Origin of the sequence: Kitasatospora misakiensis (assembly GCF_042656005.1) — a bacterium.
GTDB lineage: Bacteria > Actinomycetota > Actinomycetes > Streptomycetales > Streptomycetaceae > Kitasatospora > Kitasatospora misakiensis.
This window is the reverse complement of the sequence record NZ_JBHSOF010000007.1, coordinates 115586-138827: the sequence shown is the minus strand read 5'-3', so window position 1 is coordinate 138827 and position 23242 is coordinate 115586. Positions and strand designations below refer to the sequence as shown.

General features: G+C 74.0%; 24 protein-coding genes and 4 tRNA genes. 15 read left to right on the top strand and 13 right to left on the bottom strand.

Annotated features, from left to right (window positions below):
- The first annotated feature begins 141 nt into the window (after positions 1–141).
- From ACFP3U_RS08625 to ACFP3U_RS08615, 3 genes are all read left to right on the top strand, one after another.
- The gene (locus ACFP3U_RS08625) at positions 142–3447 is read left to right on the top strand and encodes an SdrD B-like domain-containing protein (RefSeq protein ID WP_380224686.1); all 3306 of its coding nucleotides are present in this window, start codon (positions 142–144) and stop codon (positions 3445–3447) included.
- A gap of 125 nt (positions 3448–3572) precedes the next feature.
- Positions 3573–3836 (top strand): CopG family transcriptional regulator, encoded by a 264-nt coding sequence (locus ACFP3U_RS08620; RefSeq protein ID WP_380224685.1) that lies wholly within the window; start codon positions 3573–3575, stop codon positions 3834–3836.
- Complete coding sequence (locus ACFP3U_RS08615; protein ID WP_380224684.1) at positions 3833–4246, top strand: PIN domain-containing protein; 414 nt, start codon at positions 3833–3835, stop codon at positions 4244–4246. The genes ACFP3U_RS08620 and ACFP3U_RS08615 overlap by 4 nt, the downstream gene beginning before the upstream one ends.
- A gap of 32 nt (positions 4247–4278) precedes the next feature.
- On the opposite strand, the gene ACFP3U_RS08610 is transcribed toward ACFP3U_RS08615, so the two are convergent.
- Positions 4279–4351 (bottom strand) — tRNA-Lys (locus tag ACFP3U_RS08610).
- Positions 4352–4389: 38 nt separating this feature from the next.
- Positions 4390–5103, bottom strand: coding sequence for a nucleotidyltransferase domain-containing protein (locus ACFP3U_RS08605; RefSeq protein ID WP_380224683.1), 714 nt, complete (start codon positions 5101–5103; stop codon positions 4390–4392).
- Positions 5104–5208: 105 nt separating this feature from the next.
- Here ACFP3U_RS08605 and ACFP3U_RS08600 point away from each other — a divergent pair, with 105 nt between their 5' ends.
- Positions 5209–6462 carry a DNA glycosylase AlkZ-like family protein gene (locus tag ACFP3U_RS08600; RefSeq protein ID WP_380224682.1) on the top strand — a complete coding sequence of 418 codons (1254 nt, stop codon included), beginning with the start codon at positions 5209–5211 and terminating at the stop codon, positions 6460–6462.
- Between the two features lie 43 nt (positions 6463–6505).
- Entirely contained in the window at positions 6506–7321 is an 816-nt protein-coding gene (locus tag ACFP3U_RS08595; protein WP_380224681.1) for an SDR family oxidoreductase, read from the top strand.
- A gap of 27 nt (positions 7322–7348) precedes the next feature.
- Here ACFP3U_RS08595 and ACFP3U_RS08590 read toward each other — a convergent pair whose 3' ends face one another.
- Entirely contained in the window at positions 7349–7807 is a 459-nt protein-coding gene (locus ACFP3U_RS08590) for a MarR family winged helix-turn-helix transcriptional regulator (protein ID WP_380224680.1), read from the bottom strand.
- A 166-nt stretch (positions 7808–7973) separates the two neighbouring features.
- Between ACFP3U_RS08590 and ACFP3U_RS08585 the strand changes: the two genes are divergently transcribed.
- A complete protein-coding gene (locus ACFP3U_RS08585) occupies positions 7974–8702 on the top strand; it encodes a tyrosine-protein phosphatase (RefSeq protein WP_380224679.1) in 729 nt (242 codons plus the stop codon).
- Between the two features lie 79 nt (positions 8703–8781).
- Here ACFP3U_RS08585 and ACFP3U_RS08580 read toward each other — a convergent pair whose 3' ends face one another.
- Both ACFP3U_RS08580 and ACFP3U_RS08575 read right to left on the bottom strand, forming a co-directional pair.
- On the bottom strand, positions 8782–9246 hold the full coding sequence (locus ACFP3U_RS08580; RefSeq protein ID WP_380224678.1) for an RICIN domain-containing protein: 465 nt from the start codon (positions 9244–9246) through the stop codon (positions 8782–8784).
- On the bottom strand, positions 9243–10436 hold the full coding sequence (locus tag ACFP3U_RS08575; protein WP_380224677.1) for a low temperature requirement protein A: 1194 nt from the start codon (positions 10434–10436) through the stop codon (positions 9243–9245). Before ACFP3U_RS08575 ends, ACFP3U_RS08580 begins: the two co-directional genes overlap by 4 nt.
- Positions 10437–10674: 238 nt before the next feature.
- Here ACFP3U_RS08575 and ACFP3U_RS08570 point away from each other — a divergent pair, with 238 nt between their 5' ends.
- A complete protein-coding gene (locus tag ACFP3U_RS08570; RefSeq protein ID WP_380224675.1) occupies positions 10675–11847 on the top strand; it encodes a hypothetical protein in 1173 nt (390 codons plus the stop codon).
- 188 nt (positions 11848–12035) lie between these two features.
- Complete coding sequence (locus ACFP3U_RS08565; RefSeq protein ID WP_380224674.1) at positions 12036–12374, top strand: hypothetical protein; 339 nt, start codon at positions 12036–12038, stop codon at positions 12372–12374.
- A gap of 40 nt (positions 12375–12414) precedes the next feature.
- Here the strand turns inward: ACFP3U_RS08565 and ACFP3U_RS08560 are convergent, their stop codons facing one another.
- From ACFP3U_RS08560 to crcB (ACFP3U_RS08535), 6 genes are all read right to left on the bottom strand, one after another.
- Positions 12415–13275: a TIGR02452 family protein gene (locus ACFP3U_RS08560; RefSeq protein ID WP_380224673.1), complete on the bottom strand. Its 861-nt coding sequence runs from the start codon at positions 13273–13275 to the stop codon at positions 12415–12417.
- A 167-nt stretch (positions 13276–13442) separates the two neighbouring features.
- Positions 13443–15809: a DEAD/DEAH box helicase gene (locus ACFP3U_RS08555; protein ID WP_380224672.1), complete on the bottom strand. Its 2367-nt coding sequence runs from the start codon at positions 15807–15809 to the stop codon at positions 13443–13445.
- A gap of 218 nt (positions 15810–16027) precedes the next feature.
- Entirely contained in the window at positions 16028–16801 is a 774-nt protein-coding gene (locus ACFP3U_RS08550; RefSeq protein WP_380224671.1) for a hypothetical protein, read from the bottom strand.
- A 196-nt stretch (positions 16802–16997) separates the two neighbouring features.
- Positions 16998–17372 (bottom strand): fluoride efflux transporter CrcB, encoded by a 375-nt coding sequence (gene crcB / locus ACFP3U_RS08545; RefSeq protein WP_380224670.1) that lies wholly within the window; start codon positions 17370–17372, stop codon positions 16998–17000.
- Complete coding sequence (locus ACFP3U_RS08540) at positions 17369–17770, bottom strand: DUF190 domain-containing protein (RefSeq protein ID WP_380224669.1); 402 nt, start codon at positions 17768–17770, stop codon at positions 17369–17371. Before ACFP3U_RS08540 ends, crcB (ACFP3U_RS08545) begins: the two co-directional genes overlap by 4 nt.
- Positions 17767–18249 carry a fluoride efflux transporter CrcB gene (crcB, locus tag ACFP3U_RS08535; protein ID WP_380224668.1) on the bottom strand — a complete coding sequence of 161 codons (483 nt, stop codon included), beginning with the start codon at positions 18247–18249 and terminating at the stop codon, positions 17767–17769. Before crcB (ACFP3U_RS08535) ends, ACFP3U_RS08540 begins: the two co-directional genes overlap by 4 nt.
- Positions 18250–18319: 70 nt before the next feature.
- Here crcB (ACFP3U_RS08535) and ACFP3U_RS08530 point away from each other — a divergent pair, with 70 nt between their 5' ends.
- The 5 genes from ACFP3U_RS08530 to ACFP3U_RS08510 all read left to right on the top strand — a co-directional run bounded on the left by ACFP3U_RS08530 (position 18320) and on the right by ACFP3U_RS08510 (position 19749).
- Positions 18320–18661: a metallopeptidase family protein gene (locus tag ACFP3U_RS08530; protein ID WP_380224749.1), complete on the top strand. Its 342-nt coding sequence runs from the start codon at positions 18320–18322 to the stop codon at positions 18659–18661.
- A gap of 122 nt (positions 18662–18783) precedes the next feature.
- A tRNA-Glu gene (locus ACFP3U_RS08525) sits at positions 18784–18856 on the top strand.
- A gap of 55 nt (positions 18857–18911) precedes the next feature.
- Positions 18912–18985: transfer RNA gene (locus tag ACFP3U_RS08520), tRNA-Asp, on the top strand.
- Positions 18986–19012: 27 nt separating this feature from the next.
- Positions 19013–19086, top strand: a tRNA-Phe gene (locus ACFP3U_RS08515).
- 117 nt (positions 19087–19203) lie between these two features.
- Positions 19204–19749, top strand: a complete 546-nt coding sequence (locus ACFP3U_RS08510) for a Uma2 family endonuclease (protein WP_380224667.1) — start codon at positions 19204–19206, stop codon at positions 19747–19749.
- A gap of 56 nt (positions 19750–19805) precedes the next feature.
- Here ACFP3U_RS08510 and ACFP3U_RS08505 read toward each other — a convergent pair whose 3' ends face one another.
- Both ACFP3U_RS08505 and ACFP3U_RS08500 read right to left on the bottom strand, forming a co-directional pair.
- Positions 19806–21152: an FAD-binding oxidoreductase gene (locus ACFP3U_RS08505; protein WP_380224666.1), complete on the bottom strand. Its 1347-nt coding sequence runs from the start codon at positions 21150–21152 to the stop codon at positions 19806–19808.
- A 152-nt stretch (positions 21153–21304) separates the two neighbouring features.
- Positions 21305–21688, bottom strand: a complete 384-nt coding sequence (locus ACFP3U_RS08500; protein ID WP_380224665.1) for a VOC family protein — start codon at positions 21686–21688, stop codon at positions 21305–21307.
- Positions 21689–21805: 117 nt separating this feature from the next.
- On the opposite strand from ACFP3U_RS08500, the gene ACFP3U_RS08495 reads away from it, so the two are divergent.
- Both ACFP3U_RS08495 and ACFP3U_RS08490 read left to right on the top strand, forming a co-directional pair.
- Entirely contained in the window at positions 21806–22489 is a 684-nt protein-coding gene (locus tag ACFP3U_RS08495) for a TetR/AcrR family transcriptional regulator (RefSeq protein WP_380224664.1), read from the top strand.
- A gap of 190 nt (positions 22490–22679) precedes the next feature.
- Positions 22680–23135 (top strand): GNAT family N-acetyltransferase, encoded by a 456-nt coding sequence (locus ACFP3U_RS08490; RefSeq protein WP_380224663.1) that lies wholly within the window; start codon positions 22680–22682, stop codon positions 23133–23135.
- The last annotated feature ends 107 nt before the right edge of the window (positions 23136–23242 follow it).

The window sequence follows — 23242 nt, the reverse complement described above, 5'->3', positions numbered from 1 at the left end:
TCCGCGCCGTCTACGAGGTTCGCCCGGCCGGACCTCGCCGCCCGAGCCGTGGGATTTGACGCTCGTCTGACAAGGTGAAACGCCGTCACCCGTCCTCGCGTCGCCGGGAGTCGGTCGAGGCGGTCGGATCAACTGTCCGGTATGCGTATTTCCTTCCGGACCGGGCGCATCGCCTCGGTACTCGCCCTCCTAGGAGGAACCCTCCTGGGCGGCGGCCTGCTCGCGCCACCGGCCCAGGCCGCCATCTCCTTCACCAAGAGCGTGGACAAGGCGACCGCCTCCCCGGGGGAGAACGTCACCTACACCCTCCGCTACACGTGCTCCATCACCGAGTGCACCGGCGGACAGATCCTCGACACCCTGCCGTCGAACATGCAGTTCGTCGGCTGGACCCCCGACCTCTCCTCGGTCGACCAGGCCGCCTCCACCGTGCCCGCCCCGGGCGCGATGGGCGGCACGATGAACATCAAGCTGCAGAACCTCAGCCCGGGCACCACCGCCACCATCACGGTGGTGATGAAGTACCCGAACTTCACCACCCCCAACGGCGCCGGCTCCACCAACACGGCCACCATGAGCGCCACCGGTGAGACCTCGCAGAACGCGAGCGCCACCACCAGGGCCGTGGTCCAGCCGCAGTACAAGGTGACCAAGGGCGTCCAGACCAGCAGCCAGGACGGGCGCACCGTCACCTACCAGTTCAGCGCGTGCGCCACCGACAACGTGCCCAACGTCGACCTGGACACCAGCCGGCTGTTCGACACCCTGGCGCCGGGCGCGGTGGTGGACACCGGCCGCTCGCCGGGCTGGACCCAGATGGCCCCCGGTCCCAACACCTGGGGCTACGACATCGGCCCGTTCGTCTCCGGCAACGGCCGCGGCGGCTGCCGGCTCCCCGGCGCGCTGGTCGTGTACTACCCGGAGAGCGACTTCCCCAACGGCACCACGTCCACCAACGGCGTCGACCTGCTGGGCGACCCGATCGGCCCCGACGGCGAGACCACGCTGGACAGCGCCTCCACCACCACCGGCCAGTTCCGGCCCCCGGCCACCGGCGTGGCGGTGACCGCCGGCAAGGTGTGGAACGACAAGGTCGTCTCCGGCGACCTCAACAGCCTCAGCCTGTTCGCCACCAACACCGCCGCCCCGGCGACCAGCCTGACCATCACCGACCCCGGCGCCGGCACCACCGAGAACCTCTACAACTGGCTCTACCCCCAGGCCATCCAGTTGGAGGCGTGGAACCCGAACAGCATCCGGCTCACCCTCCAGTACCGGCTCGACGGCGACCCGACCTGGCTGACCTTCACCCCGAGCAACCCGCTCGACGGCTCCACCCGCCGCTGGTTCACCTTCGGAGAGGGCGCCGGCAACCCCGCCAACGACGCGATCGGCATCCCGGCCGGCCGCCGGCTCGACGGCCTGCAGTTCACCTGGAACGGCCCCATCCCCACCGGCTGGAGCCCGGGCGGCTCGGCGCAGTTGGTCACCCAGGTCGCCACCCCCGGCCACGACGGGCGGGCGGCCCCCGTCCCGCTGACCAACTGCGTGGACACCACCGCCACCGACGGCACCGACAACGCCGGTGCCAACGCCTGCGCCAGTACCACCATCACCCGGGCGGCCAACCTCGGCGCGGCCAAGACCACCGTCGCCGGCGAGGTGTCCGCCCCCGGTGGCAAGGCCACCTTCCAGGTGATCCCCTACAACCGCAGCGCCCGCGACCTGGACCGCCCGCTGGTCCTGTTCGACCTGCTGCCGCCCGGCGTCGTCTACCTCGACGGCTCCGCCCGGCCCGACCCGAGCTACCCGGACGCCAAGGCCCCCGAGTCGATCACCGTCACCCCCGGCCCCGACGGCCGCCAGCTGCTGAAGATGCAGTGGCCCGCCGGCGCGCCCGACTCGACCTACCTGCACGACGCGCTGGCCTACCGGATGCTCTTCGACGTCCAGGTCGCCGACAGCATCCGCTCCGGTGAGCTGACCAACGACGTCTACGTCACCGTCGACCGGCCGACCGCCCCGGTCGCCTGCATGTACGGCGGCTCGGACAGCGGCAGCACCCCGGACGTCCTGGACCTCAACGGCAACGGCGACACCGCCGAGATCCTCTGCCACGCCTCCTCCAAGATCCAGGTGGACGTGCCGAGCGTGCTGCGGTCCTTCAAGGAGGTGAAGGGCGACCTCGACGCCGACTACCTCAGCATCGGCAGCACCACGCCCGGCGGCCGGATCTCCTACCGGATGACCGTGCGCAACGACTCGCCGGACCCGGTCAGCGACTTCATCGCCTACGACGAGCTGCCCACGCCGGGCGACAACTACGTCCTCACCCAGGACGCGCAGCGCGGCAGCACCTGGGACCCGTCGCTGAGCGAGCCCATCGTCGGCAGCGACCCGACCGTGGTGATCGAGTACACCACCGACGCCAACCCCTGCGTCGAGAGCGTGCTCGTCGACCGCACGGGCTGCAACGCGAACGCGGTGTGGAGCACGACCTTCCCCGCTCCGGGGACGGCGACCTGGTTCCGCGTCCACCGGGCCGGCACGATGGCCTCGGGCGAGTCCTTCACGCTGACCTGGCCGATGGTCGCGCCGTACGACGCGCCGGACACCGAGTACGCCTGGAACAGCTTCGCGTTCACCGCCACCGACAACGACGGCCGTCAGCTGCTGCCCGCCGAACCGGCCAAGGTCGGTGTCGCGGTGAAGCGGGTCGCCGAGTCGAACAACGCCGTCGGTGACTTCGTCTGGGTCGACAAGGACGGGTCCGGCGTCCAGAAGCCCGGCGACACCGGCGTGGCCGGCGTCAAGGTCAGCCTCCTCGACGGCAACGGCCAGCCCGTACGGGACAAGGACGGCCGACCGGTCACCACCGTCACCGACACCAACGGCCGCTACCTCTTCGACAAGCTGCCGGACGGCACCTACCAGGTGCGGTTCGACCTCAGCACGCTGCCGCCGGGCGCCAAGGTCACCCGCCGCGGCGCCGGCACCGACCCGGCCAAGGACTCCGACGCCGACCCCGCCACCGGCCTGACCCAGACCGTCACCGTGTCGGGCGGCCAGCGCAACCTCGACCTCGACATGGGGATCGTGCTCCAGAGCTCCTCCCCGTCCCCGACGGCCTCCCCCTCGCCGACCTCCTCGCCGACCTCCTCCCCGACCGCGTCCCCGACGTCCTCGTCCCCCTCGGCCACCTCATCCTCTTCGTCCACCTCGCCCACCTCGCCCACCTCGGCCACCTCGCCCACGACCACCACCAGCAGCGCGTCCACGGTGCCGAGCCCCACCCACAGCCACTCCCACAAGCCGACCGGCGAACCCCTGCCGGACACCGGCAGCTCCACCGCCGACGGCCTGATCGCGGCACTCGGCGGCCTCGCCGTCCTCGGCGGTCTGCTCCTGTGCCTGGTCGCCTACCGCCACCCGGGACGCCACAGCTGATCCGACGGTGAACAGGTGAACACCTGAAGAGAGGCCCCGCACCAGTGGCGTCGCCCCCCGGCGGCGCCACTGGCCTGTTCCCGTGTAGCCCGAGAACGCGGAGCATGAGCGGTAGCATAAGGAGCATGAGCGAGCCCACCCAGAAGTACTCGATCACGATGCCGCGCGACATCGCCGAGGCGGCCCGGGCCCGCAGCGGCCCGTCCGGGCTGTCCGCCTATGTCGCCGCCGCCGTCGCCCGCCAGATCGAACGGGACAACCTCAACGAGATCATCGCCGTCGCGGAGGCCGAACACGGTCCGATCACCGACGAGGAGGTCCAGCAGCGCCGCGACCTGCTGCGCCGCACCCGCGACGAGCAGCACGCCCCGAGCGCGGGCGCCGCATGAGCCGGGACGCCGCCGCGCCGGGAGGCACCCTCGTACTGGACAGCGAGGGGCTCGCCAAGGCCGTCCTGCGGGACCGGGAGGTGACCTCCTGGCTCGCGCTCGCCCGGGCGGACGATCTCCGAGTGATCACCAGCGCCGCCACCCTCGTCGAGGTCATCCACCCGCGCATCAACCGGGCGGCCCTCGAATGGACGCTCTCCCGCCTCGTCGTCGAGCCGATCACGGAGAGCATCGCCCGTCACGCGGCCGGCCTGCTCACCGCCTCCGGACTGCACGGCCACAAGTACGCGATCGACGCGATGCTCGCCGCCACCGCCCTCGCCGCACCGGGCCCCGCCACGATCCTCACCTCCGACCCCGAGTCCATCACGGCGCTCTGCGGCAACCTGGCGACAGTGATCAAAGTCTGAAGCGCCGACGCTTCTGATCTGGTCTTTCGCGGTGGGCCGCCAGGGGCTCGAACCCTGAACCTACGGATTAAAAGTCCGCAGCTCTGCCAATTGAGCTAGCGGCCCGTGGCCCGCGGCCGGGGAGGTGGCGGGCCGCCGCGATCCTACCCGGTGGGGTCCGGCTCGGGTGTCCAGTGGGCGGCGCGGACGCGGTGCAGCCAGGCTTCGGCGGGGCGCTCGTCGGGGTGCTCCGGGAGGACGCCGGGGCGGTCGAGGCGGTCGGCGGCGGTGGCGAGCAGGCGTTCGGCCCGGGCGGGGTCGGCAGCGATCTGCTCGCCGAGCTCGCGGACGCGCTCCGGGTCGGGCAGCCGGACCAGGTTGTGGCCGGACTCGTGCAGGTGGACGGCCTGGTCGAGGAGCCGGACCAGGTGGCGCGCGTGCTTGGCGGCCCGGGCCCGGGTGGCCGGTTCGGAGGTGTCGCGGGTCAGCAGCTTCCGGAACTGCTGGGTGGCGTAGCCGAGATAGGCGTTGCGCACGGCCCGGGCGCTCAGGAAGGAGCGGCGTATCGCGATCAGCTCCTCGCCGAGCGGGCTGCGCACCTCGTAGAGGTCGTCGGGCAGCCAGACCAGCTCGGAGGCGGTGGGATTGCAACTGAGCGCGAGGCGGCACCATTTGGCGGCCTCGTGCAGGGTGCGGTCCGGGGCGGTGGAGACGTGCGACTCCGCAGGGCGGTGCAGGCCGTGGAAGCCCGTGGTCGGGGCGGCGAACAGGCCTAGCCGGTCGATGTCGGAGCCGGCGTGCGCCAGCCCGTACGCGGTCGAGCCGACGATGCCGGACAGCAGGACGCTGCCGGGCGGGTCGGTGGGTCGGTCGGTCATCGGGGGCTCCTCTCGCCAGCCGGTCCGCAGGAGTCTGCCGGGCCGGGGCCGCGCCGGGCCAGCGAATTCCGGGGCGGCGGGGGCGGCGGGCCGATACTGGGCCGCATGGCGAGGGCACGCGGCGGGCACGGACAGGGCCCGGAGATCGGCACGACGATCAGCACGGAAATCAGCACGGGGATCAGCACGGAGAAGCTGCGGGCCTGGTGGGCGCACCGGCAGTGGTTGGACGGCGCGCGTCCGGGGGCGACCGCCGGCGAGGTGCTGGCGGCCACCGGGTGGGCCCGGTCGGTGGGCGGCGCGGCGCCGTACCTGGGCCTGTTCGCCCGGGCCGGTCTTGGCCGGGCGGCGGTGGACGCGGCGGTGGCCGGGCTGGAGGTACACGAGTTGCCCGCCGCGCGCGGCTGCACCTACATCGTCCCGGCCGAGGACTTCGCGCTCGCCCTGGCGGCCGGCGCGGCGGCGCCCGAGGGCGAGGTGGCCGCGGCCACGAGGCACCTGGGGGTGACCGGGGGCGAGGTCGAGCGGCTCTGCCTGGCGGTGGACCGGGCGCTCGCCGAGGCGCCCGGACCGCTGGACCCGGCGGCGATCCGGGTGGCGGTCGGCGAGGCCGTCCGGACGCTGGGCGAGCCGGGGCGCAAGCGCGGACTGTCCACCACGCTGCCGCTGGCGCTCGGGCTGATGCAGTCCCGCGGGCAGGTGCGCCGGGTACCGGTCAACGGGCGCCTGGACCAGCAGCGGTACGGCTACGCGCGCTGGGACCAGCCGGTCGGCGGCAGTGCGGCGGACCTGGCCCGGCGCTACCTCGCCTGGGCCGGACCGGCCTCGCTGAAGCACTTCCGGTGGTTCTCGGGCTTCGGTGCGGCGACCGCCCGGCAGGCCCTCGCCGAGGCGGGCGCGGTGCCGGCGGCGCCCGGTTCGGAGCTGCTGATGCTGCCCGAACTCCTGGACGCCTTCGCGGAGTTCACCGTTCCGGACGAGCCGCGCTACACGCTGCTGGCCGGCATCGACGGCATCCATCTGCTGCACCGTGAGCTGGCCCGGCTGGTCGACCCGGCCGACGCGGCCCGCCCGCTGCCGCCCGACCGGGCCGGGCGGAGTTTCGGCACCGAGGCCGATCCGCAGACGCACATCGTGCTGGACCGCGGGCGGATCGTCGGCTGCTGGGAGTACGACCCCGAGCGCGCCGAGATCGTCCACCTGTCCTTCGTGCCGTCCAACGCCGAACTGCGGGCGGCGGTGGCGCGGACGGAGGAGTTCGTCCGCTCGGAGCTGGGGGACGCCCGCGGGTTCGGCCTGGACTCGCCGAAGAGCCGGGCACCCAGGATCGCGGCCCTGCGGGCGAGTTCGGAGGGGTAGCGGCCGTTTCGGCGCGCCGGCGGGGCTCGCGTAGGGTGCGGGCATGTCGACCTCGAACGATTCCGAACTGTCCGTAGGGTCCGTGGCGTCCGACCGGGCCGAGGCAGCCGAGCGGCCCGGCGTCGTGCTGATCACCGGGGCCGGGCGCGGTATCGGCGCCGCGACCGCGCTGCTGGCCGGGCGGCGCGGCTACCGGGTCTGCGTCAACTACCGGACGGACGAGGCCGCGGCGGCCGCCGTGGTGGACGCGATCCGGTCCGCCGGCGGCACCGCGCTCGCCGTCCGCGCCGACGTCAGCCGCAGCGCCGAGGTGGCCCGGCTGTTCGACACCGTCGACGCCGAACTCGGGCCGCTCACCGCGCTGGTGAACAACGCCGGGACGCTGGAGCAGCAGGGCCGGCTTGAAGACATCGACGAGGACCGGCTCAACCGGATCTGGGCCGCCAACATCACCGGCCCGTTCCTGTGCGCCGCGCAGGCCGTCCGCCGGATGTCCACCCGGCACGGCGGGCGCGGCGGCGCGATCGTCAACGTCTCCTCGGCCGCCTCCCGGCTCGGCTCGCCCAACGAGTACGTGGACTACGCGGCGGCGAAGGGCGCCGTCGACTCGATGACCCGCGGGCTGTCCCTGGAGGTCGCCGCCGAGGGCATCCGGGTCAACGCCGTCCGCCCCGGCCTGATCCACACCGGCATCCACGCCCTCGGCGGCGAGCCCGGCCGGGTCGACCGGGTCGCGCCGAACCTGCCGATGCGGCGCGGCGGGCAGCCGGAGGAGGTCGCGGAGGCGATCGTCTTCCTGCTGTCGCCGGCCTCCTCGTACACCACGGGCGCGTTCCTGGACGTCTCCGGCGGCCGGTGAGCCGACGCCCCCACCGGTGGCCGGGCCTCAGTGGTGCCAGGCCTGGCCGCCGGTGTTGTGGATGAAGCGCTGGAGGACCTTGAGCGTGGTCAGGTACTCCTCGTCGGAGATGCCCACGTGGCGCTCGGCCAGCAGCTTGCCCTGGACGGCGGCCATCTGGTGGTAGAACGTCCGGCCCTCGGCGGTGAGGTGGAGCCGGCCGTCGGCGGACTCGGTGGTCCAGCCCCGCTCGACGGTGGTGCCGATCTCGGCGTCCAGGGTGTCCTCGCCGGTGTCGAGGTAGTCGCGCAGGACGCGGGACACCTCCTCGCGGGTCATCGGCGTCGCGGCGCCGGCGACCTGGCTGAGGACCCACCACTGCGGCTGGTTGGTGCCGAGCTCGGCCATCGCGCCACGGGTCTGGGTGACGACGGCCTTGTAGGCCGCCCAGCTCCAGTAGCCGATGGGCTGCTTGACCAGTTCGGCGTCGCTGTGCGAGTACTCCATGACAGATCCTCCCGTGGGCGTGCCGCGGTCGACCGCCCGGCGGCGCCGGACAGTTCGACTTGATCGACTTGATCGACTCTAGGAGTTGAAGTCTGCTTCAGGTCAAGATCGGAAAGCCGGTCAGTTTCCTTCCCCCGGCCCGGTCCGCGCCCGTACGGTGGGGGCCATGACCGACGACCTGCCGGACCGTGCCGCCGACCTGCCGTCCGCCTTCATCGACATCCCCGGGGTGCGCAACTTCCGCGACGCCGGGGGCGTCGGTTCGCTCCGCCCGGGCGTCCTGTTCCGCTCCGGCTCCTTCCACACGCTCGCCCCGGAGGGCGCCCAGCGGCTGAAGGCCCTGGGCGTGCGCACCGTGATCGACCTGCGCAGCCCCTTCGAACAGGAGGTCTGGCCGGACGTGCGGCACGGCCTCGACCACGAGACGCTCAGCCTCCCCACCCTGCCCGCCAACCGCGAGGACACCGACCGGCCGTGGCCGGAGAGCCAGGAGGAGCTCTACCCGTTCATGGCCTCCACCGCCGGCCCGTCGCTGGTCGCCGCGATCCGCCGGCTCGGCACCCCGGGCGCCCTGCCGGTCGTCGTCCACTGCGCCGTCGGCAAGGACCGCACCGGCCTCACCATCGCCGTCGTCCAGTCCCTGCTGGGCGCCTCCGAGGCCGACATCACCGCGGACTTCCTGCGCTCCAACGCCGGGCTGGGCCTGCTGGACGGCCCCACCCCGTACATCGACGAGACCGGCACCGAGCGGATCTCCCGCCCCATCTCGGAGCAGTTGCTCGCCTCCTCCTTCGCCTGGATCCGCGAGCAGCACGACTCCGTCCCCGCCTACCTGCGCGCCCACGGCGCCACTGACGAGGACCTCGCCGCCCTCCGCGCCAACCTCTCGGCGTAGGGCGACCAAGCGACCAGGCGACCAGCGGTGCCGGGCGGCAGCGACCGCCCGGCACCCGGCACCCGGCACCCGGCGGGACCTACTGGCGCTCCAGGCGCCACCACTGGGTCGGGGAGTCGACGTCCTCCCACTGGTGGACGGGGACGGGCGGGTCGGCGGGGTCGGCCGGAGCCGCCGGGGCGGTCAGGGCCTTGCCGCTGATGAAGCTGGTGAGGGTGCAGGTGCCGGGGGCGTCGAGATGGTGCTCGACCAGCCACTCCTGGGCGCCGAACGCGTTGGCGGACCACTGCTGGACGGGCACGCCGTTGTCGGTCGCGGCCCCGGTGACGTCCAGGCGCCTGCCGCCCGCGACGTTCTCGACGTGGAACAGCGCCCCACCGGGATGGACGGCGGTCAGCCGCCAGAGCTGGGCGTCCGAGCCGTCCTCGGGGCCGAGCAGGACTTTGACGCCGCTGCGGCGGCTGCCGCCGGGGATCTCCAGCAGCAGGCCGGTCGCGACGTTCCGGATCCGGTAGCGGCCGTCGGTGATCTTGTGGTCGGTCACCCGTGGAGTGTCTCACCGGGCACCGACAGTCCGGCCCGCCGCGCGGCCCGCTGCTCCCAGCCGAAGGCGCCGGCCAGGGCGAGCGCGACCGCGGCGACCTGGGCCAGCGCCGAGACCGCGGTGCCGAGCACCGTGGCGGCCGCGACCGCGGCGGCGGCGGTCAGACGCGGCAGGTTGGGGCCGAGGGCGAAGGTCCGGCGGACCGCGGTGTTGACGACCAGGAAGACGGCCACCCCGCCGGCCAGCGAGGCCGCCTGCGCGGCGGTGATCGGCGCCGCCGGGTGCGCGACCGCCGACTTCACCCCGGCGGCGAACAGCAGCACACCGAGCAGCAGCCCGTAATGGCCCAGGTTGTAGACGCTGACGGCGAGCCGGTTGCGCCGCTCGGAGGGCAGCGCGGCCATGTGGTGTTCCGCGCGGGTGTCGTCGTCGCGCCCGAAGTACGCCCACCAGAGCCCCACGCAGACGGCCAGGCTCAGCAGCGCGACGGCCACCAGCGGGGCGGTCAGGTCGGCGGTGCCCGCGCCCACGCCGATCGCGATCACCGACTCGCCGAACGCGATGATCACCACCAGCCCGTGCCGCTCGACGAAGTGGTCCGCGCGCAGCTGGAAGCTGGGCAGGTCGACCAGCCGGGGTATCGCGAACTGCAGGGCGAAGGCGCCCGCCCAGAGGGTGAGCTGGGCCGAGCCGGTGAGGTAGCCGCCGGCCACCACGAGCCCGGTGTTGACCAGGTTGAGCCCGCCCATCCGGAGCACCGGGCCGAGCGCCACGCCCGACATCGCGAACATGCCCGTGTGCACGGCCACCACCAGCAGGTACGCCCAGCCGAAGGCGACGCCGCTGCCCTCGAAGGCGTGCGGCACGGAGAGCGAGATCACCAGGAAGCCGCCCATGGCGAGCATCAGCAGGCCGCGCCGGCCGTGGGTGCTCGGCGGCATGGCGTTGGTCAGCCAGATGAAGGCGTCGTACATCCACCAGATCACCGCCAGCATCACCAGCACCTGGGTGAAGCCACCGGGGGTGAGGTGGTGGGCCAGACTGCCGGTCAGCTGGGTGACGGTGAAGACGAAGACGAGGTCGAGGAAGAGTTCGAGCGGCGCCGCCCGGAGCGAGGGCTCGGCGGCGTCGGTGCGGACGGGGGTCGGGGCGGAGGCCGCGCCGGCGGCGGGCGTGCTGGTCTCGATCACCCGCGCGAGTATGGGGGACGCCGGGCCGTCCGCGCCGGGGTTTCCGGTAGTCGGGCGGGGATCTGACGCCCGGTCGGCGTCGGGCGGACACCGCTCGGCCGCCGGCGGGGCGGTGGTGGACTTGATACGGGGTCGGTGCGGAGCCGTCGTACGGCTGATGCGGAGCCGCTCGGGGCGCGGCGGCCGGTGGGGCGACCCGGACGCGGTGACGGGACGGCGGGCGCCTATGCTGCGGCGAATGGTGCTCGACCCTCACTCCGCGCAGGACGGCCGCCCCGGCGGGCCGTCGGACAGTCAGCAGTCCGCCCTCGTCGAGGCGGTGGCCTCCCTGGAGGCCGCCGTGACCGGCCTGGCGGCGGACCCGGACGGCGGTGAGCGCTTCGACGCGGCGCTGCGCCGGCTGGGCGGACAGCTCGGGCCCGCCGACGACGAGGAGTCGGCGGCGGTCGGCCCGCGACTGGCCGCGCTGCTCCTGGACACCCCGGTGTTCCCCCGGGCGCACCTGGCGATGATGGTCGGCGCCTGTGTGGAGCGCGGCGCCGACCCGGTGGCCTGCGCCGACGGCGTCCTCGCCGGGCTGCGCGAGGCCCTGAGCGGCGCCCTGCTGCTGATCGACCGGTGGGCGGAGACCGGCGGGGGTGGTGAGGGGGCCGCCGGGGACGCCGGGGACGCCCTGCCGGATCCCGACGAGGACGACCCCGGCCGCGCCCACGCCCGGATCGCCGAGCCCGGTCGGATGGACGGATGGCACGCCCACCGGGCCGTGGCCGGCTGGTGGACGCTGGGGCTGTGGCAGCGGGCCTCGTTCGCCGTCTGCTCGCACGCCGCGGTCCGCCGCGCGGCCCGCGGCTCCGGGGTGAGCGCCGTCCTCGCCGAGCTGGTCGACCGGTACCGCGAGCGGTCCGAGCGGCACGACCTCAAGGGCCTGCGGTACCTGCTCGCCACCCTCGACGACGAGCCGCTGCTCGTCCTGCACCGCCCGACCGGCACCGGCTATCTGCTCCGGATGGACGGGCTGACCGACAACTTCCAGCTGCACACGCTGCTCATCGAGGAGCTCGTCGGCGGCGGCCACCTGCCCGGCACCCGCCCGGACCCCGAGGTGGTCGCGCTCAGCCGCACCCGGTGGCTGGACGGGCGCCGGTTCATCGCGACCGGCGCGTTCAACCTGGTGGCGCCGGACGGCCGGTGGATCTGGAACGAGGGCATGCCGGAGGACATCCCCGTGGTGGACGGCGTGCGGACCCTGATCCTGGACCCGCAGCCCTACGAGCGGAGCTGGGCCGCCGGGCGGTTCGTCGAGCAGGTGCCCGGTGACCTGCGGCTGGAGCGGGTGCTTGAGCCGGCCGAGGCGGCGGCCCGGCTCGCGGCGGCGGCGCCCGCGCTGCCCTTCGACCAGGCGGTGCGCTAGCCGGTCGGTGGTGGGGGCCGCCTGGGCCACGGGCCGGGATCCGAGGTCCCAGGCGGGCCGCCGGGGCCGTCGGGTTATGGTCGGAGGTCCGAGGAGTCCGAGGAAGCCCGGGGTACCCCGGGAGGTCCCGAGGAGTCCGCCGCGGATCCGCACCGGATCCGTCTGGGAGTCGAGAAGTGGAGTCGACGATGGCGAGGATCCCGAACGCGCTCACGGCCACCGCACCCGCCGCGCTGACCGCGGCCGGCGGTCTGGTCGGCGGCTACGGCGTCGCCCGGTGGACCGGCAAGCGGCAGCTCGGCGGCGCCGTCCTGGCCGTGGCCGGCGCGGGCGCCGCCGCGCAGTGGAACCGCCGCTCGGGCGCGCCCGCCGCGGCCGCCCTGACCGGGTTGTACGTGGTGGCCTTCGGCGGCTCGCACCCGCTGGCGAAGAAGATCGGCGCCTGGCCGTCCGTCTTCGCCGTCACCGGGGTGGTCACCGCCGCCTCGGCGATCACCTCCGCGCTCGTCACCCGCAAGGCCGGCTGAGCGGCACCGCTCCCACCACCGCAGAGCACCTCAGACCCCCTCAGACCACCTCCCCCCGACCGCCGAACCGGGCCTCGAACGCGGCCCGGTTCGGCGAGACCGGCGACCGGTCCCAGACCGCGAAGACCACCCGGTCGAAGGCCGCCCCGTACCGGGCCAGCGCCTGCTCGAACGCCTCCGCGACCTCCGCCGGGTCGTTGCGGAACACCCCGCAGCCCCACGCCCCCAGCACCAGCGCGCGGATCCCGTGCCGGGCCGCCGCGGCGAGCACCCGTTCGGCCCGCTCGGCGAGCACCCCCCGGACGTCCACCCCGTCACCGCCGCCGCCCTCCTTCGCGGCGCGCAGGGCGAGTTGACCGGCGTTCGGTGCGGGCGAGGTCAGGAAGGTCACGGCGTACGGCCGCGCCAGCAGCCCGCCGTCGTCGCCCCGGATCACCGGCACCTCGGGCGAGACGATCACCCGGTGGCTGTACCGGAGGTCCGCGGAGGCACGGTGGGCCTCGTAGTAGTCCGGCGCCTCCAGCAGGCAGGTGTAGAGGAGGGCGCTGCGGCAGAGGTCCTCCTCCTGGGCGCGGGCGCCGCGCACATAGCCCCCGCCGGGGTTGCGCGCGGACGCGAAGTTCAGCACCCCGACCGGCCCCGCCCCGACCTCGACCAGTCGGCGGGCCGCCTGGACGCTGCCCTCGGCCGTGACCTCGACGGTGCCGGACGCCGCCGTCGGCCCCGGCCCGCCCGCCGCGACCAGCGCGTCCAGCCCGGCCGGGTCGTACGACACCGTCCCGGCCCGCGCCGCCGCCAACCGGTCGGCCAGATCGACGGCTTCACCCCCGGACGCGCGGTAGCTCCCCCGCTCGGCGATGCCCTCGTTGACCGCCGCCACCTCACGCATTCTGCTGCTCATGCGCCGACCGTAGGCGATGGGGGAGGCGCGGCGCCACTGGTTATTCTCAGCCGCAGAACAACACGCCGGCCGCCCTGGATACGCCAACGGCCACGGGCCCGCTCCGGTGGTGCGGAGCGGGCCCGTGGCCGTCAAGAGGTGCGGTGCGCGTCAGGCGCTACCCGGCGTCAGTTCTTCCAGCGCGGCTTGCGGTCGTCGCGGTTGAAGCCGGAGTTGAAGCCCGAGTTGGAGCCGCCGGAGCGGCCACCGCGGTCGTCGCGGTCACGGTTGAAGCCACCGCCGGACTGCGGACGGCCACCGGAGCGGTGGTCGTCACGGCGGGAGAACGGACGGCTGCTGCTGGCGCCGCCGCGCTCGTCGCGGTCACGGCCGAAGGCCGGGCGGTCACCGAAGGAGCGGGCCGGACGGTCGCCGAAGGAACGGCCACCACGGTCGTCACGGTCACGGTTGAAGCCACCGCGCTCGCCGCGGTCACGGTCACCGAAGGAACGGCCGCCACGGTCGTCACGGTCACGGTTGAAACCGCCGCGCTCGCCGCGGTCACGGTCACCGAAGGAACGGCCACCGCGGTCGTCACGGTTGAAGCTGCCGCGGTCGCGGTTGAAGCCACCGCGCTCGCCGCGGTCACGGTCACCGAAGGAACGGCCGCCGCGGTCGTCACGGTCACGGTTGAAGCCACCGCGCTCGCCACGGTCGCGGTCACCGAAGGAACGGCCACCACGGTCGTCACGGTCACGGTTGAAACCGCCACGCTCACCGCGCTCACGGTCACCGAAGGAACGGCCACCACGGTCGTCACGGTCACGGTTGAAGCCACCACGCTCACCGCGCTCGCCACGGTCACGGTCGCGGTTGAACGCCGGGCGCTCGTTGCGCGCCTCGCGGTACGCCGGCGCGCGCTCCTCGACCGGCTCGGTGGCGGCCACCGGCTCGGTCACGGTCGCGGCAGCGGCCTCCGCCGCGCCCTCGCCCTCGGCGGCCGGGGCCTCGTCCTCGATGCCCAGCTCGGCCCGCTCGCGCGCGGCCCGCGAGGCCAGCCGGTCGGCCTCCTCGCGCAGCTCGGCGGCGCGGCGCTGCGCGCGCTCCAGCTGGCGGCCCATGTCGGCGACCTCGCGCTCGGCGGCGCCGGCGATGTTGGCCGCGCTCTCCGCCTGGACCTCGACCAGCGAGCGGGCGCCGGTGATCCGGGCCACCTCGGCGTCGAAGGCGTGGTCGAGGATGTGGCGGCCGGCGTCGACGCCCGCGTCCTCCATCAGGCGGAAGACGCTGCGGCGCTGGTGCGGCAGCACCAGGGTGACGACGGTGCCGGAGCGGCCGGCGCGGGCGGTGCGGCCGGAGCGGTGCAGGTAGTCCTTGTGGTCGCCGGCCGGGTCGACGTTCAGCACCAGGTCGATGCCGTCGACGTGGATGCCGCGCGCGGCGACGTCGGTCGCGACGACGACGTTGACGTAGCCGTCCTTGAAGTCGCCGAGCACCCGGGTACGGGCGCCCTGGGTCATGCCGCCGTGCAGCGCGTCGGCCTTCACACCGGCCTCGACGAGCTGCTCGGCGACGCGGTCGGCGCCCATCTGGGTGCGGACGAAGATGATCGTGCGGCCCTTGCGGGCGGCGATCGCGTTGGTGATCGGCGCCTTGTCCTTGGGCTTCACCACGAGGATGTGGTGGGTCATGGTGGTCACGGCGCCGGCCGACGGGTCGACCTCGTGGGTGACCGGCTTGTTCAGGTAGCGCTTGACCAGGGTGTCGATCTCGTTCTCCAGGGTGGCGGAGAACAGCAGGCGCTGGCCGCCGGCCGGCACCTGGTCGAGGATCTCGGTGACCTCGGGCAGGAAGCCCATGTCGGCCATCTGGTCGGCCTCGTCGAGGACGGCGACCTGAACGTCGTCGAGCTTGGCGGAGCCGCGGTTGATCAGGTCGCGCAGACGGCCCGGGGTGGCCACCAGGACGTCGACGCCGCGCTCCAGCGCGTAGATCTGGTTCGACATCGAGGTACCGCCGCAGACGACCTTGAGGCGCAGGCCGAGCACCGAGCCGAAGGGCTCCAGGGCGTCGGCGACCTGCATGGCCAGCTCGCGGGTCGGGACGAGGATCAGGCCGCGCGGCTGCTTGGCGCGGGTGCGCTCGCCGGCGGCGAGGCGGGTCAGCAGCGGCAGGCCGAAGCTGAGGGTCTTGCCGGAGCCGGTGCGGCCGCGGCCCAGCACGTCCTTGCCGGCCAGGGCGTCCGGGATGGTCGCGGCCTGGATCGGGAACGGGGTGGTGACGCCGCGCTTGGCGAGGGCGCGGACGACGTCGTCCGGCAGGCCCAGGTCGCCGAAGGTGATGGTCGGCTCGGCGTCCTCGGCCTCGGCGGCGTCCTCGGCCTCGGCCTCGGTGGCCTCGACGTCGGCGGCCTCGGTGGCCTCGGTGGTGGTGGCGTCCTCGACGGCGTCGACGGCGGCGATCAGCTCGGCGTCGGCCTCGGGGGCGGTGGTGGTGACATCGGCGGCGGACTCGCTCGCGGGCATGGCGAAGCGGGCGTCGTCAACGAGAGACATGCAAAACCTTCCGGAAGTGGCACGCGCCAAAGTCCGGGGTTCTGTTTCACAACCGCCTCTATGCGGTCAGCCACGGATCGCCGGAACGCGCCAAGGGCGCCAGATGGGAATAGGGCGCCAATCAAATGAATCAAACGAACGATCTACCACCATAGGCGAGACTGGGGATCGGAGGCAAATGCGCTGGTGAGGCCGTGAATCGGGAGGCCCTCGGGAGGTCAGTGTCCGCCCGTTCCGGAGCTGGGGGCGGTGCTGGCGCTCGGGGCGGGCGTCGGCTCCGGGGCCGGGGTGGCGGTCGGGGAGGGCGTGGGGTGGCCGGGCTCCGGGGAGGACGGGCGGCTGGTCGGGCTGGCCGCCGGGGTGGAGGCCGTCCCGCCGCCGGAGCGGCCGTCGCCGGTGCCCGCGGTGGCCCCGGTGCCGCCCGACGGGTGGCCGGTGCCGCCCGCGGTGCCGGTGCCGGTCGCGCCCCCGGCCGTCCCGGTCGTGGCGCCGGCCCCGCCCGGCCGGGGCGCGGGGCTGACACCCCCGGCGGTGCCACCGGCGCCCTGCGCGGGATCGCCGGGGGCCGCCGCCGGAACGGGGTCCGCGACGGCGGGAGCGCCGTTCACGCCGCCCGCGCCGTTGCCGCCCGCGGCGCCTGCCGCGCCGTTCCCGCCGATGGCCGACTCGCCGGGGGCCGCGTTCATGCCGCCGGTCGAAGCGTTCTGGGCCTGCGCGCCCCCCGTACGCTCCGAGCGCCCGGGTGCACCACTCGGGTGGGCGCCGCCGCTCGGCGAGGCCGAGGGGGTCGCCCCCGGCCTGGTCGGCGTCCCCGCCTGGCCGACCGGCACCGTGCGGTGCTTCTCGTCCGCGCCCGGCCCGACCGACATGCACCCGGTCAGGCCCAGACCGGCCACCGCCAGGGCCGCTGCCGCCCGCACCGCGCCGGTCCGGACCGCACCGCCCCGGACCACCGCCGTCTCCCGCTCCACCACCGCACGCACCGCACGCATCGCCGCCACCGAGTTCCCTCTCCCGCACCCGCCCCGCCCGGGCCGCCCACCACCGCGCGCGGCCACCCTTGCGGGTGCCCAACGCGCGCCCCCGGCGCACGGACACGGGCGGACGCACCGGGAGCACTCGAACGAGCGGGGCCCTCGTTCAGTCGTGCGACGTGCTCCGGCGGCAGGGCCGACGGGCCCGGGGGTATCAGCCCCAGAGGGCCGCGGCCAGCGCGGCGCCCGCGTACACCGCCGCCAGGCCCGCCGCGACGCTGCCCACGACGTTCGCCAGCGCGTACCGCCCGGCCCCGCCCTCGGCCAGCCGCAGGGTCTCGTACGAGAACGTCGAGTACGTGGTCAGCGCGCCGCACAGCCCGGTCCCCAGCAGGAGTTGGACGTGCGAGGACGCGGCGCCGGCCGCCACCGCCCCGGTCACCAGCCCGAGGACGAGGCAGCCGACCACGTTCACGGCGAAGGTGCCCCAGGGGAAGACCGAGTCGTGCCGGGACTGCACGGCCCGGTCGGTCAGGTACCGCAACGGCGCGCCGACCACCGCGCCGGCCACCACCAGCAGCCAGTTCACGCCCCGCCCTCCCCCGGGCCGCGCTCGCCCGCGACGACCTGTTGACCCGCGTAGCGGACCACCTCGCACCGCTCCAGGGTCACCAGCCCCGCCACCGCCAGGCCGTCCAGCTCCGGCAGGAACGCCCGCACCCGCTCCTCCGCGTCCACGATCACCACCGCCACCGGCAGGTCCTCGCTCAGCGACAGCAACCGCGCCGTGTGCACCAGCGAGGAGGCGCCGAACCCCTCGATCCCCCGGAACACGCTCGCCCCGGCCAGCCCGGCGGCCCGCGCCCGGTGCACGATCTCGCTGTACAGCGGGCGGTGGTGGCCCCGGTCGTTCTCGCCCACCAGCACGGTCAGCCGCAGCGCCGGCCCGCCCAGCCTCGGCGACGCCCCGGCCGCCCCCGCCGTCACGCCGCTCCCCCGGCCCCGCGCAGCACCAGACGGCGCGTCACCACGGCCGCCGCCCAGACCGCCGCCAGCGCCGCCAGCAGCGTCAGCCCCAGGTACGCCACCGCCGGCCCCGGCCGCCCCTCCGCCAGCAGCCGGCGGACGTCCACCGCGTACGTCGAGAAGGTCGTGAAGCCGCCCAGCACGCCGGTCCCGAAGAACGGCCGCAGCAGCGGGTGGGCCGGCCGCCCCTCGGTGATCACCACCAGGAAGACCCCGATCACGGCGCACCCCACCGCGTTCACCAGCAGCGTCGTCCACGGGAAGGCCGACGGACCGGTGGGCCAGAGCAGCCCCGCGCCGTACCGGGCCACCGCCCCCAGGGCCCCGCCGACCGCCACCACCGCCACCGCGGGCCCCTGCCCGCGCAGCACCGGCGGCCGTCGCCGCGCCACCGGGCCGGCCGCCGGGCCGTCCGCCACCAAATCCTCCGAGGTCGCCACAGCCCCATGAAACACCGGCCCCGACCGCCTGGCACGCCGTCACCCCAGACCCGACAATGAACCGGTGGAGATGACCCGGGAAGAGTTCGAGGTACTGGTCGCCGACGCGCTCGACCGGATCCCCCCGAAGCTCGCCGCGATGATGGACAACGTCGCCGTCTTCGTCGAGGACGAGCCCGACCCCGCCGACCCGGAACTGCTCGGCCTCTACGAGGGCACCCCGCTCACCGAGCGCGGCGAGTGGTACGCGGGCGTCCTGCCGGACCGGATCATCGTCTACCGCGGCCCGACCCTGCGCCTGTGCGAGGACCGCGACCAGGTCGTCGAGGAGGTCCGCACCACGGTGATCCACGAGGTCGCCCACCACTTCGGCTTCGACGACCACGAGCTCGACGAGCTCGGCTGGTCCTGACCCCCGACACACCCCGGACGACCCGCCCGCCCACCTGGCCGAAACCCGTTTTGGCGTTCCGCCCGACATCCCATATGCTTCTCGACGTCCCCGAACGCCGGAAACGGCGGGACAGGCCGCAAGCCCTCATCGTCTAGTGGCCCAGGACGCCGCCCTTTCAAGGCGGTAGCACGGGTTCGAATCCCGTTGGGGGCACGCAGTACCGTAGTACAGTGCAGTGACGCAAGACCTTGGTGGTTCGCCACCACAAGGTCCCGTGGAGCAGTTGGTTAGCTCGCCACCCTGTCAAGGTGGAGGTCGCGGGTTCAAGTCCCGTCGGGATCGCTCGTCTCGCAAGAGACGGTGCAGTACGGCCAGGTAGCTCAGTTGGTACGAGCGTCCGCCTGAAAAGCGGAAGGTCGCCGGTTCGACCCCGGCCCTGGCCACAACAGCCTGAAAAGGCACGACGCCCCCGAAGCGATTCGCTTCGGGGGCGTTTTCGTGCCCGTCGACGCCGGACTACTCTGAGGGTGTTGCCCGGCACACTCCAGGAGACAGCGCGCATGAACCCGGAGCACTTCGCACTCCTCGAAGAAGCCCGCCGGAGCCTGCCCGAGGGGTTCAAGGTGGAGATCTCGGGCGACACCATCGTCATGATGGTCAGCCCCTCGGGCATTCATCAGCGGAACCTGCTGCTGGTCCGCCGCCAGTTCGACGGGCATGCCCCGGTCGAGCTGCTGCCGAGCGAGAACACCGACCTGGTCTCGCCCCATGTCGGCAAGAGCCGCAACCCGGACCTGACGTACCTTCCGAGTGGGGCGCTGGAAACCTCCGACAACCAGGTCCCGTCCCAGCTCGCCGCCGTCGCCGTCGAGCTGGTCTCCCCCTCGAACCCGGAGAACGACTGGGTGGGGAAGGTGCGCGACTACCCGATGATGGGCATCCCGCTGTACCTGCTGGTCGACGCCAGGCAGAAGACCGTCACCCTGTTCAGCCGGCCCGACGGTACGAGGTACCACCGTCGCGAGGACATCGAGTTCGGCGAGACGCTGTACATCCCCGAGCCGTTCGGCTTCGACCTGGTCACCAGCGACCTGCTGCCGTACTGACCCACGCCGGCGCCGAAGGCCCCGGCGGGGGCCGGGCGGGCGGGCGGGGTGGCGGGTCAGGCGGCGGGTGGGAGGTTGAAGTTGAGGCGGAAGAGGTTTCCGGGGTCGTAGACGGCCTTGAGCTCGGTGAGCCGTCGGTGTACCGGCTCCGGGTAGGCGGTGCGCACGACGGCCGGGTCGGCGTCGTCGAGGCCGAAGAAGTTGGCGAACGCCCCGCCGGTGGACCACGGGCGCAGCCGCTCGTGCAGGGCGGTGTGCGCGGTGCGCAGCGCGTCCAGGCCGACCGGGCCGATCATGCTGGTGGAGAAGGCCAGGTAGCCGGCGTCCCGGCCACCGACGGCGTTGGGTACGGCGGGCTCGCGCGAGTACGCGCCGCCCTGCAGCCGGAACTCGACGATCAGCGGGCTGTCGGTGTCCGGCCCGGCGAGCTCCAGGACGGTGTCCGCCGTCTCGCCGGTGAACTCGCGCAGTGCGGTGTTGCGGTCGTACGCGGGGTGCGCGAACGGCGGCTCGTGGTGGATCGTGCCGGCCTCGGTGAAGGGCAGCTCGCGGACGGTGTCGAGCAGCGGGGTGCCGAGGGCGCGCAGCGGCTTGACCCACTCCTCGCCCTGCCCGGCCGGGCCGCTCCAGGCCACCCGGAGGACGGCGGCGTACCGGCCGCGGATCGGCTCCGGCACGGCGTCCAGATCGGGGTAGCGGATCAGCTGGGCGGAGCCGGCCAGCTCGTCGGGGATCGTCCGGCTCCACTCGGCCCAGCCGTGCAGCGCGGCGGCGGCGTCGGCGGCGGGGAAGTAGAGGCCGCCGCCGTACAGGCCGGTGCACGGGACGAGGTCGATCTCCATCGAGGTGACGATGCCGAAGTTGTCCTTGCCGCCGCGCAGCGCCCAGAACAGGTCGGGCTCGGTGTCGGGGTCGGTGGTGCGCAGCCGGCCGTCGGCGGTGACGACCTCCAGCCGGCGGACGTGGTCGGCGGCGAAGCCGTGGTGGCGGCCGAGCAGGCCGATGCCGCCGCCGAGGGTGTAGCCGACCGCGCCGACGTCGGGGTTGGAGCCGCTGAGCGGGGCGAGGCCGTGCGGGGCGGCGGCGTCGAGCACCTCGCGCCAGCGGACGCCGGCTCCGACGGTGGCGGTGCGGGCGACGGGGTCGACGGTGACGCCGCCCAGTCCGGCGGTGTCGATCACCAGCTGGCCGTCGGTGGGGACGGAGATGCCGTGGCCGGTGGCCCGGACCGCGACGGCGAGGCCGTGCTCGGCGGCGTACCGGACGGCGGCGATCACGTCGCCGGGGTCGGCGGCGGACACCACCAGCGCCGGGCGGTGGTCCAACGCGAGGTTGTAGCCGGTCCGTCGGGCGTCGTAGTCGTCGTCTCCCGGCCGGTGCACCGGCCCTTTGGTCTCGATCATGCGGGGAGGCTAACCCGCGCGGGGGCGGAGCAATCCCGTCCGTATCCGATCTCTGTCAGGTCGCCCTCGAACGGGTTCTGACGGAGCGTCATCCGAGAGGGCCCGGCCGCGACCTCCCCCCGGGGTCGCGGCCGGGTGACCGTGGGGGGGTGCTACCGGCTGTCGCCGGAGACGCGGGTCATGATCTCCAGGTTGTGGCCGCTCGGGTCCTCGAAGTAGGCGCCGCGGCCGCCGAACCAGTCGTTGACGCGGCCGGCGTGGCGGTGGAACGGGTCGGCCCAGAAGGGCAGCCCGCGGGCCCGGACGCGGTCGAGGATCGTGTCGAACTCCTCGTCCCCGACCAGGAAGGCGTAGTGCCCGGTGGGGATCTCCCCGTCGACCCGCATGACGTCCAGCGCGACGTCGTTGGCGAGCCGGACGACCAGGAACGGCTCGCTGCGCACCGGGGCGGCCAGACCGAGGATCTCGGTGAGGAAGCGGGCGGTCTCCTCGTCGTCCCGCGCCGGGACGATCGTATGGTTGAGCTGAACGGCCATGGAACGCTTCCCTCCTGGGACTTCCGGACGTGCTGACGAGCGTAGGACTTGAAGTCCGCTTCACGTCAAGCATGTCGTAAACTACACGATGTAGTGCACTGCAAGGAGGGTTTCCCCGTGACCGAACAGACCGCCCCGGCCGCGACCCCGGCCGCCCAGGCCGCCGGCCCGGGCGCCGCCCACCGCGGCATGCCCGAGAAGCGGGTGGCGATCGCCCGCGCGGCACGCACGGTGTTCGGCCGCGAGGGCTTCACCCGCACCAGCGTGGACGCGATCGCCGCCGAGGCCGGCGTCTCCAAGCGCACCATCTACAACCACTTCGCCGACAAGGAGCAGCTGTTCCAGTCGGTGATCCTGGAGGGCGCCACCACGGTGGCCGCCACCCAGGCGAAGATCGCCGACCGCCATCTGCGGAAGATCGTCGACCTGCGCGCCGACCTCGTCGACTTCGGCCTGGAGCGGGTCGACTCGCTCACCACCTTCGCCGAGCACTGGGCGCTGGTCCGCACCATCGAGGCCGAGGCGCTGCACATCCGCCCGGCGGTCCTGGAGGCCTGGCAGGAGGCCGGGCCGCGGGAGACCCACCGGGTCCTGACGCACTGGATGACCGAGTTCGCCGAGCGCGGGCTGCTGGTGGTGCCGGACCCGGCCGAGGCCGCCCGGATGCTCAACCTGCTGACCTTCCTCGCCGTCGCCCAGCCCACCTTCTACGGCGCGCTGCCGATGCCGGCCGAGCGGATCACCGAGGTCGTGGCCAACGGCGTGGCGGCGTTCCTCGCGGTGTACGGCGCGCCGCGGTAGACCGCCTGGACCCAAGGGCGTGTCTGACAATTCCCGCCGGGTCCGCGACGCCAGGGCACGCACCTCGCCGCGTTGTCGTCAGTCGCCAATGCTCCGCAGTGGCTCCCTCCTCCGCCTTGCGATGCACGCACCCTGACGCCGCGGCCTGATCCGACGCGAATTGTCAGACACGCCCAAGGGAGCACGGGAGTTGGAGCTGACCGTCGTGGACGTCGGACCGGACGGGCCCGCGCTGCACCGGGACGTCGCGCCGCTGATCCTGGCCCTGCGCCCCGCGCTCGACGCGGACGGCTTCGCGGCCTTCGCCGCCGAGGCGCACGCCCAGGGGCTGGTGTTCACCGCCGCGTACGACGACCGCGGGCGCTGCCTGGCGGTGGCCGCCCACCGCGTACTGGCCACCAGCCGGGGGCGGCTGTTCTTCGTCGACGACCTGGTGACCGCGCCCGCGGTCCGCTCGGCGGGGGTCGGCGGGCGGCTGTTCGCGGTGCTCCGGGAACGCGCCCGGGCGGCGGGCTGCGTGCGGATCGAGCTGGACTCGGGGACGGCCAACCACGACGCGCACCGCTTCTACCGCGCGCACGGGATGGCGGTCACCGCGCTGCACTTCGGCCTCGACCTCCCGGGCGAGGCCGCCCCCGTCCGATGACCGCGGCGCCCCGCCCCGAACCGCTTCCGCGGGTCGATCTGTCAGGTCCACGGCCTGACTTGACGGACCCGCCGGTACGCCTTTGACCCTCCCGCGCGCCGCCGCCG

Excerpts from the sequence above, each read along its gene's own strand:
- ACFP3U_RS08555 (WP_380224672.1), bottom strand. The coding sequence starts at position 15,809 with ATGTCTCTCGTTGACGACGCCCGCTTCGCCATGCCCGCGAGCGAGTCC.
- ACFP3U_RS08595 (WP_380224681.1), top strand. The coding sequence starts at position 6,506 with ATGTCGACCTCGAACGATTCCGAACTGTCCGTAGGGTCCGTGGCGTCC.
- ACFP3U_RS08615 (WP_380224684.1), top strand. The coding sequence starts at position 3,833 with ATGAGCCGGGACGCCGCCGCGCCGGGAGGCACCCTCGTACTGGACAGC.
- ACFP3U_RS08530 (WP_380224749.1), top strand. The coding sequence starts at position 18,320 with ATGACCCGGGAAGAGTTCGAGGTACTGGTCGCCGACGCGCTCGACCGG.
- ACFP3U_RS08510 (WP_380224667.1), top strand. The coding sequence starts at position 19,204 with ATGAACCCGGAGCACTTCGCACTCCTCGAAGAAGCCCGCCGGAGCCTG.
- ACFP3U_RS08605 (WP_380224683.1), bottom strand. The coding sequence starts at position 5,103 with ATGACCGACCGACCCACCGACCCGCCCGGCAGCGTCCTGCTGTCCGGC.
- ACFP3U_RS08560 (WP_380224673.1), bottom strand. The coding sequence starts at position 13,275 with ATGAGCAGCAGAATGCGTGAGGTGGCGGCGGTCAACGAGGGCATCGCC.
- ACFP3U_RS08585 (WP_380224679.1), top strand. The coding sequence starts at position 7,974 with ATGACCGACGACCTGCCGGACCGTGCCGCCGACCTGCCGTCCGCCTTC.
- ACFP3U_RS08620 (WP_380224685.1), top strand. The coding sequence starts at position 3,573 with ATGAGCGAGCCCACCCAGAAGTACTCGATCACGATGCCGCGCGACATC.
- ACFP3U_RS08505 (WP_380224666.1), bottom strand. The coding sequence starts at position 21,152 with ATGATCGAGACCAAAGGGCCGGTGCACCGGCCGGGAGACGACGACTAC.
- ACFP3U_RS08500 (WP_380224665.1), bottom strand. The coding sequence starts at position 21,688 with ATGGCCGTTCAGCTCAACCATACGATCGTCCCGGCGCGGGACGACGAG.
- ACFP3U_RS08550 (WP_380224671.1), bottom strand. The coding sequence starts at position 16,801 with ATGCGTGCGGTGCGTGCGGTGGTGGAGCGGGAGACGGCGGTGGTCCGG.
- ACFP3U_RS08590 (WP_380224680.1), bottom strand. The coding sequence starts at position 7,807 with ATGGAGTACTCGCACAGCGACGCCGAACTGGTCAAGCAGCCCATCGGC.
- ACFP3U_RS08570 (WP_380224675.1), top strand. The coding sequence starts at position 10,675 with ATGGTGCTCGACCCTCACTCCGCGCAGGACGGCCGCCCCGGCGGGCCG.
- ACFP3U_RS08600 (WP_380224682.1), top strand. The coding sequence starts at position 5,209 with ATGGCGAGGGCACGCGGCGGGCACGGACAGGGCCCGGAGATCGGCACG.
- ACFP3U_RS08625 (WP_380224686.1), top strand. The coding sequence starts at position 142 with ATGCGTATTTCCTTCCGGACCGGGCGCATCGCCTCGGTACTCGCCCTC.
- ACFP3U_RS08565 (WP_380224674.1), top strand. The coding sequence starts at position 12,036 with ATGGCGAGGATCCCGAACGCGCTCACGGCCACCGCACCCGCCGCGCTG.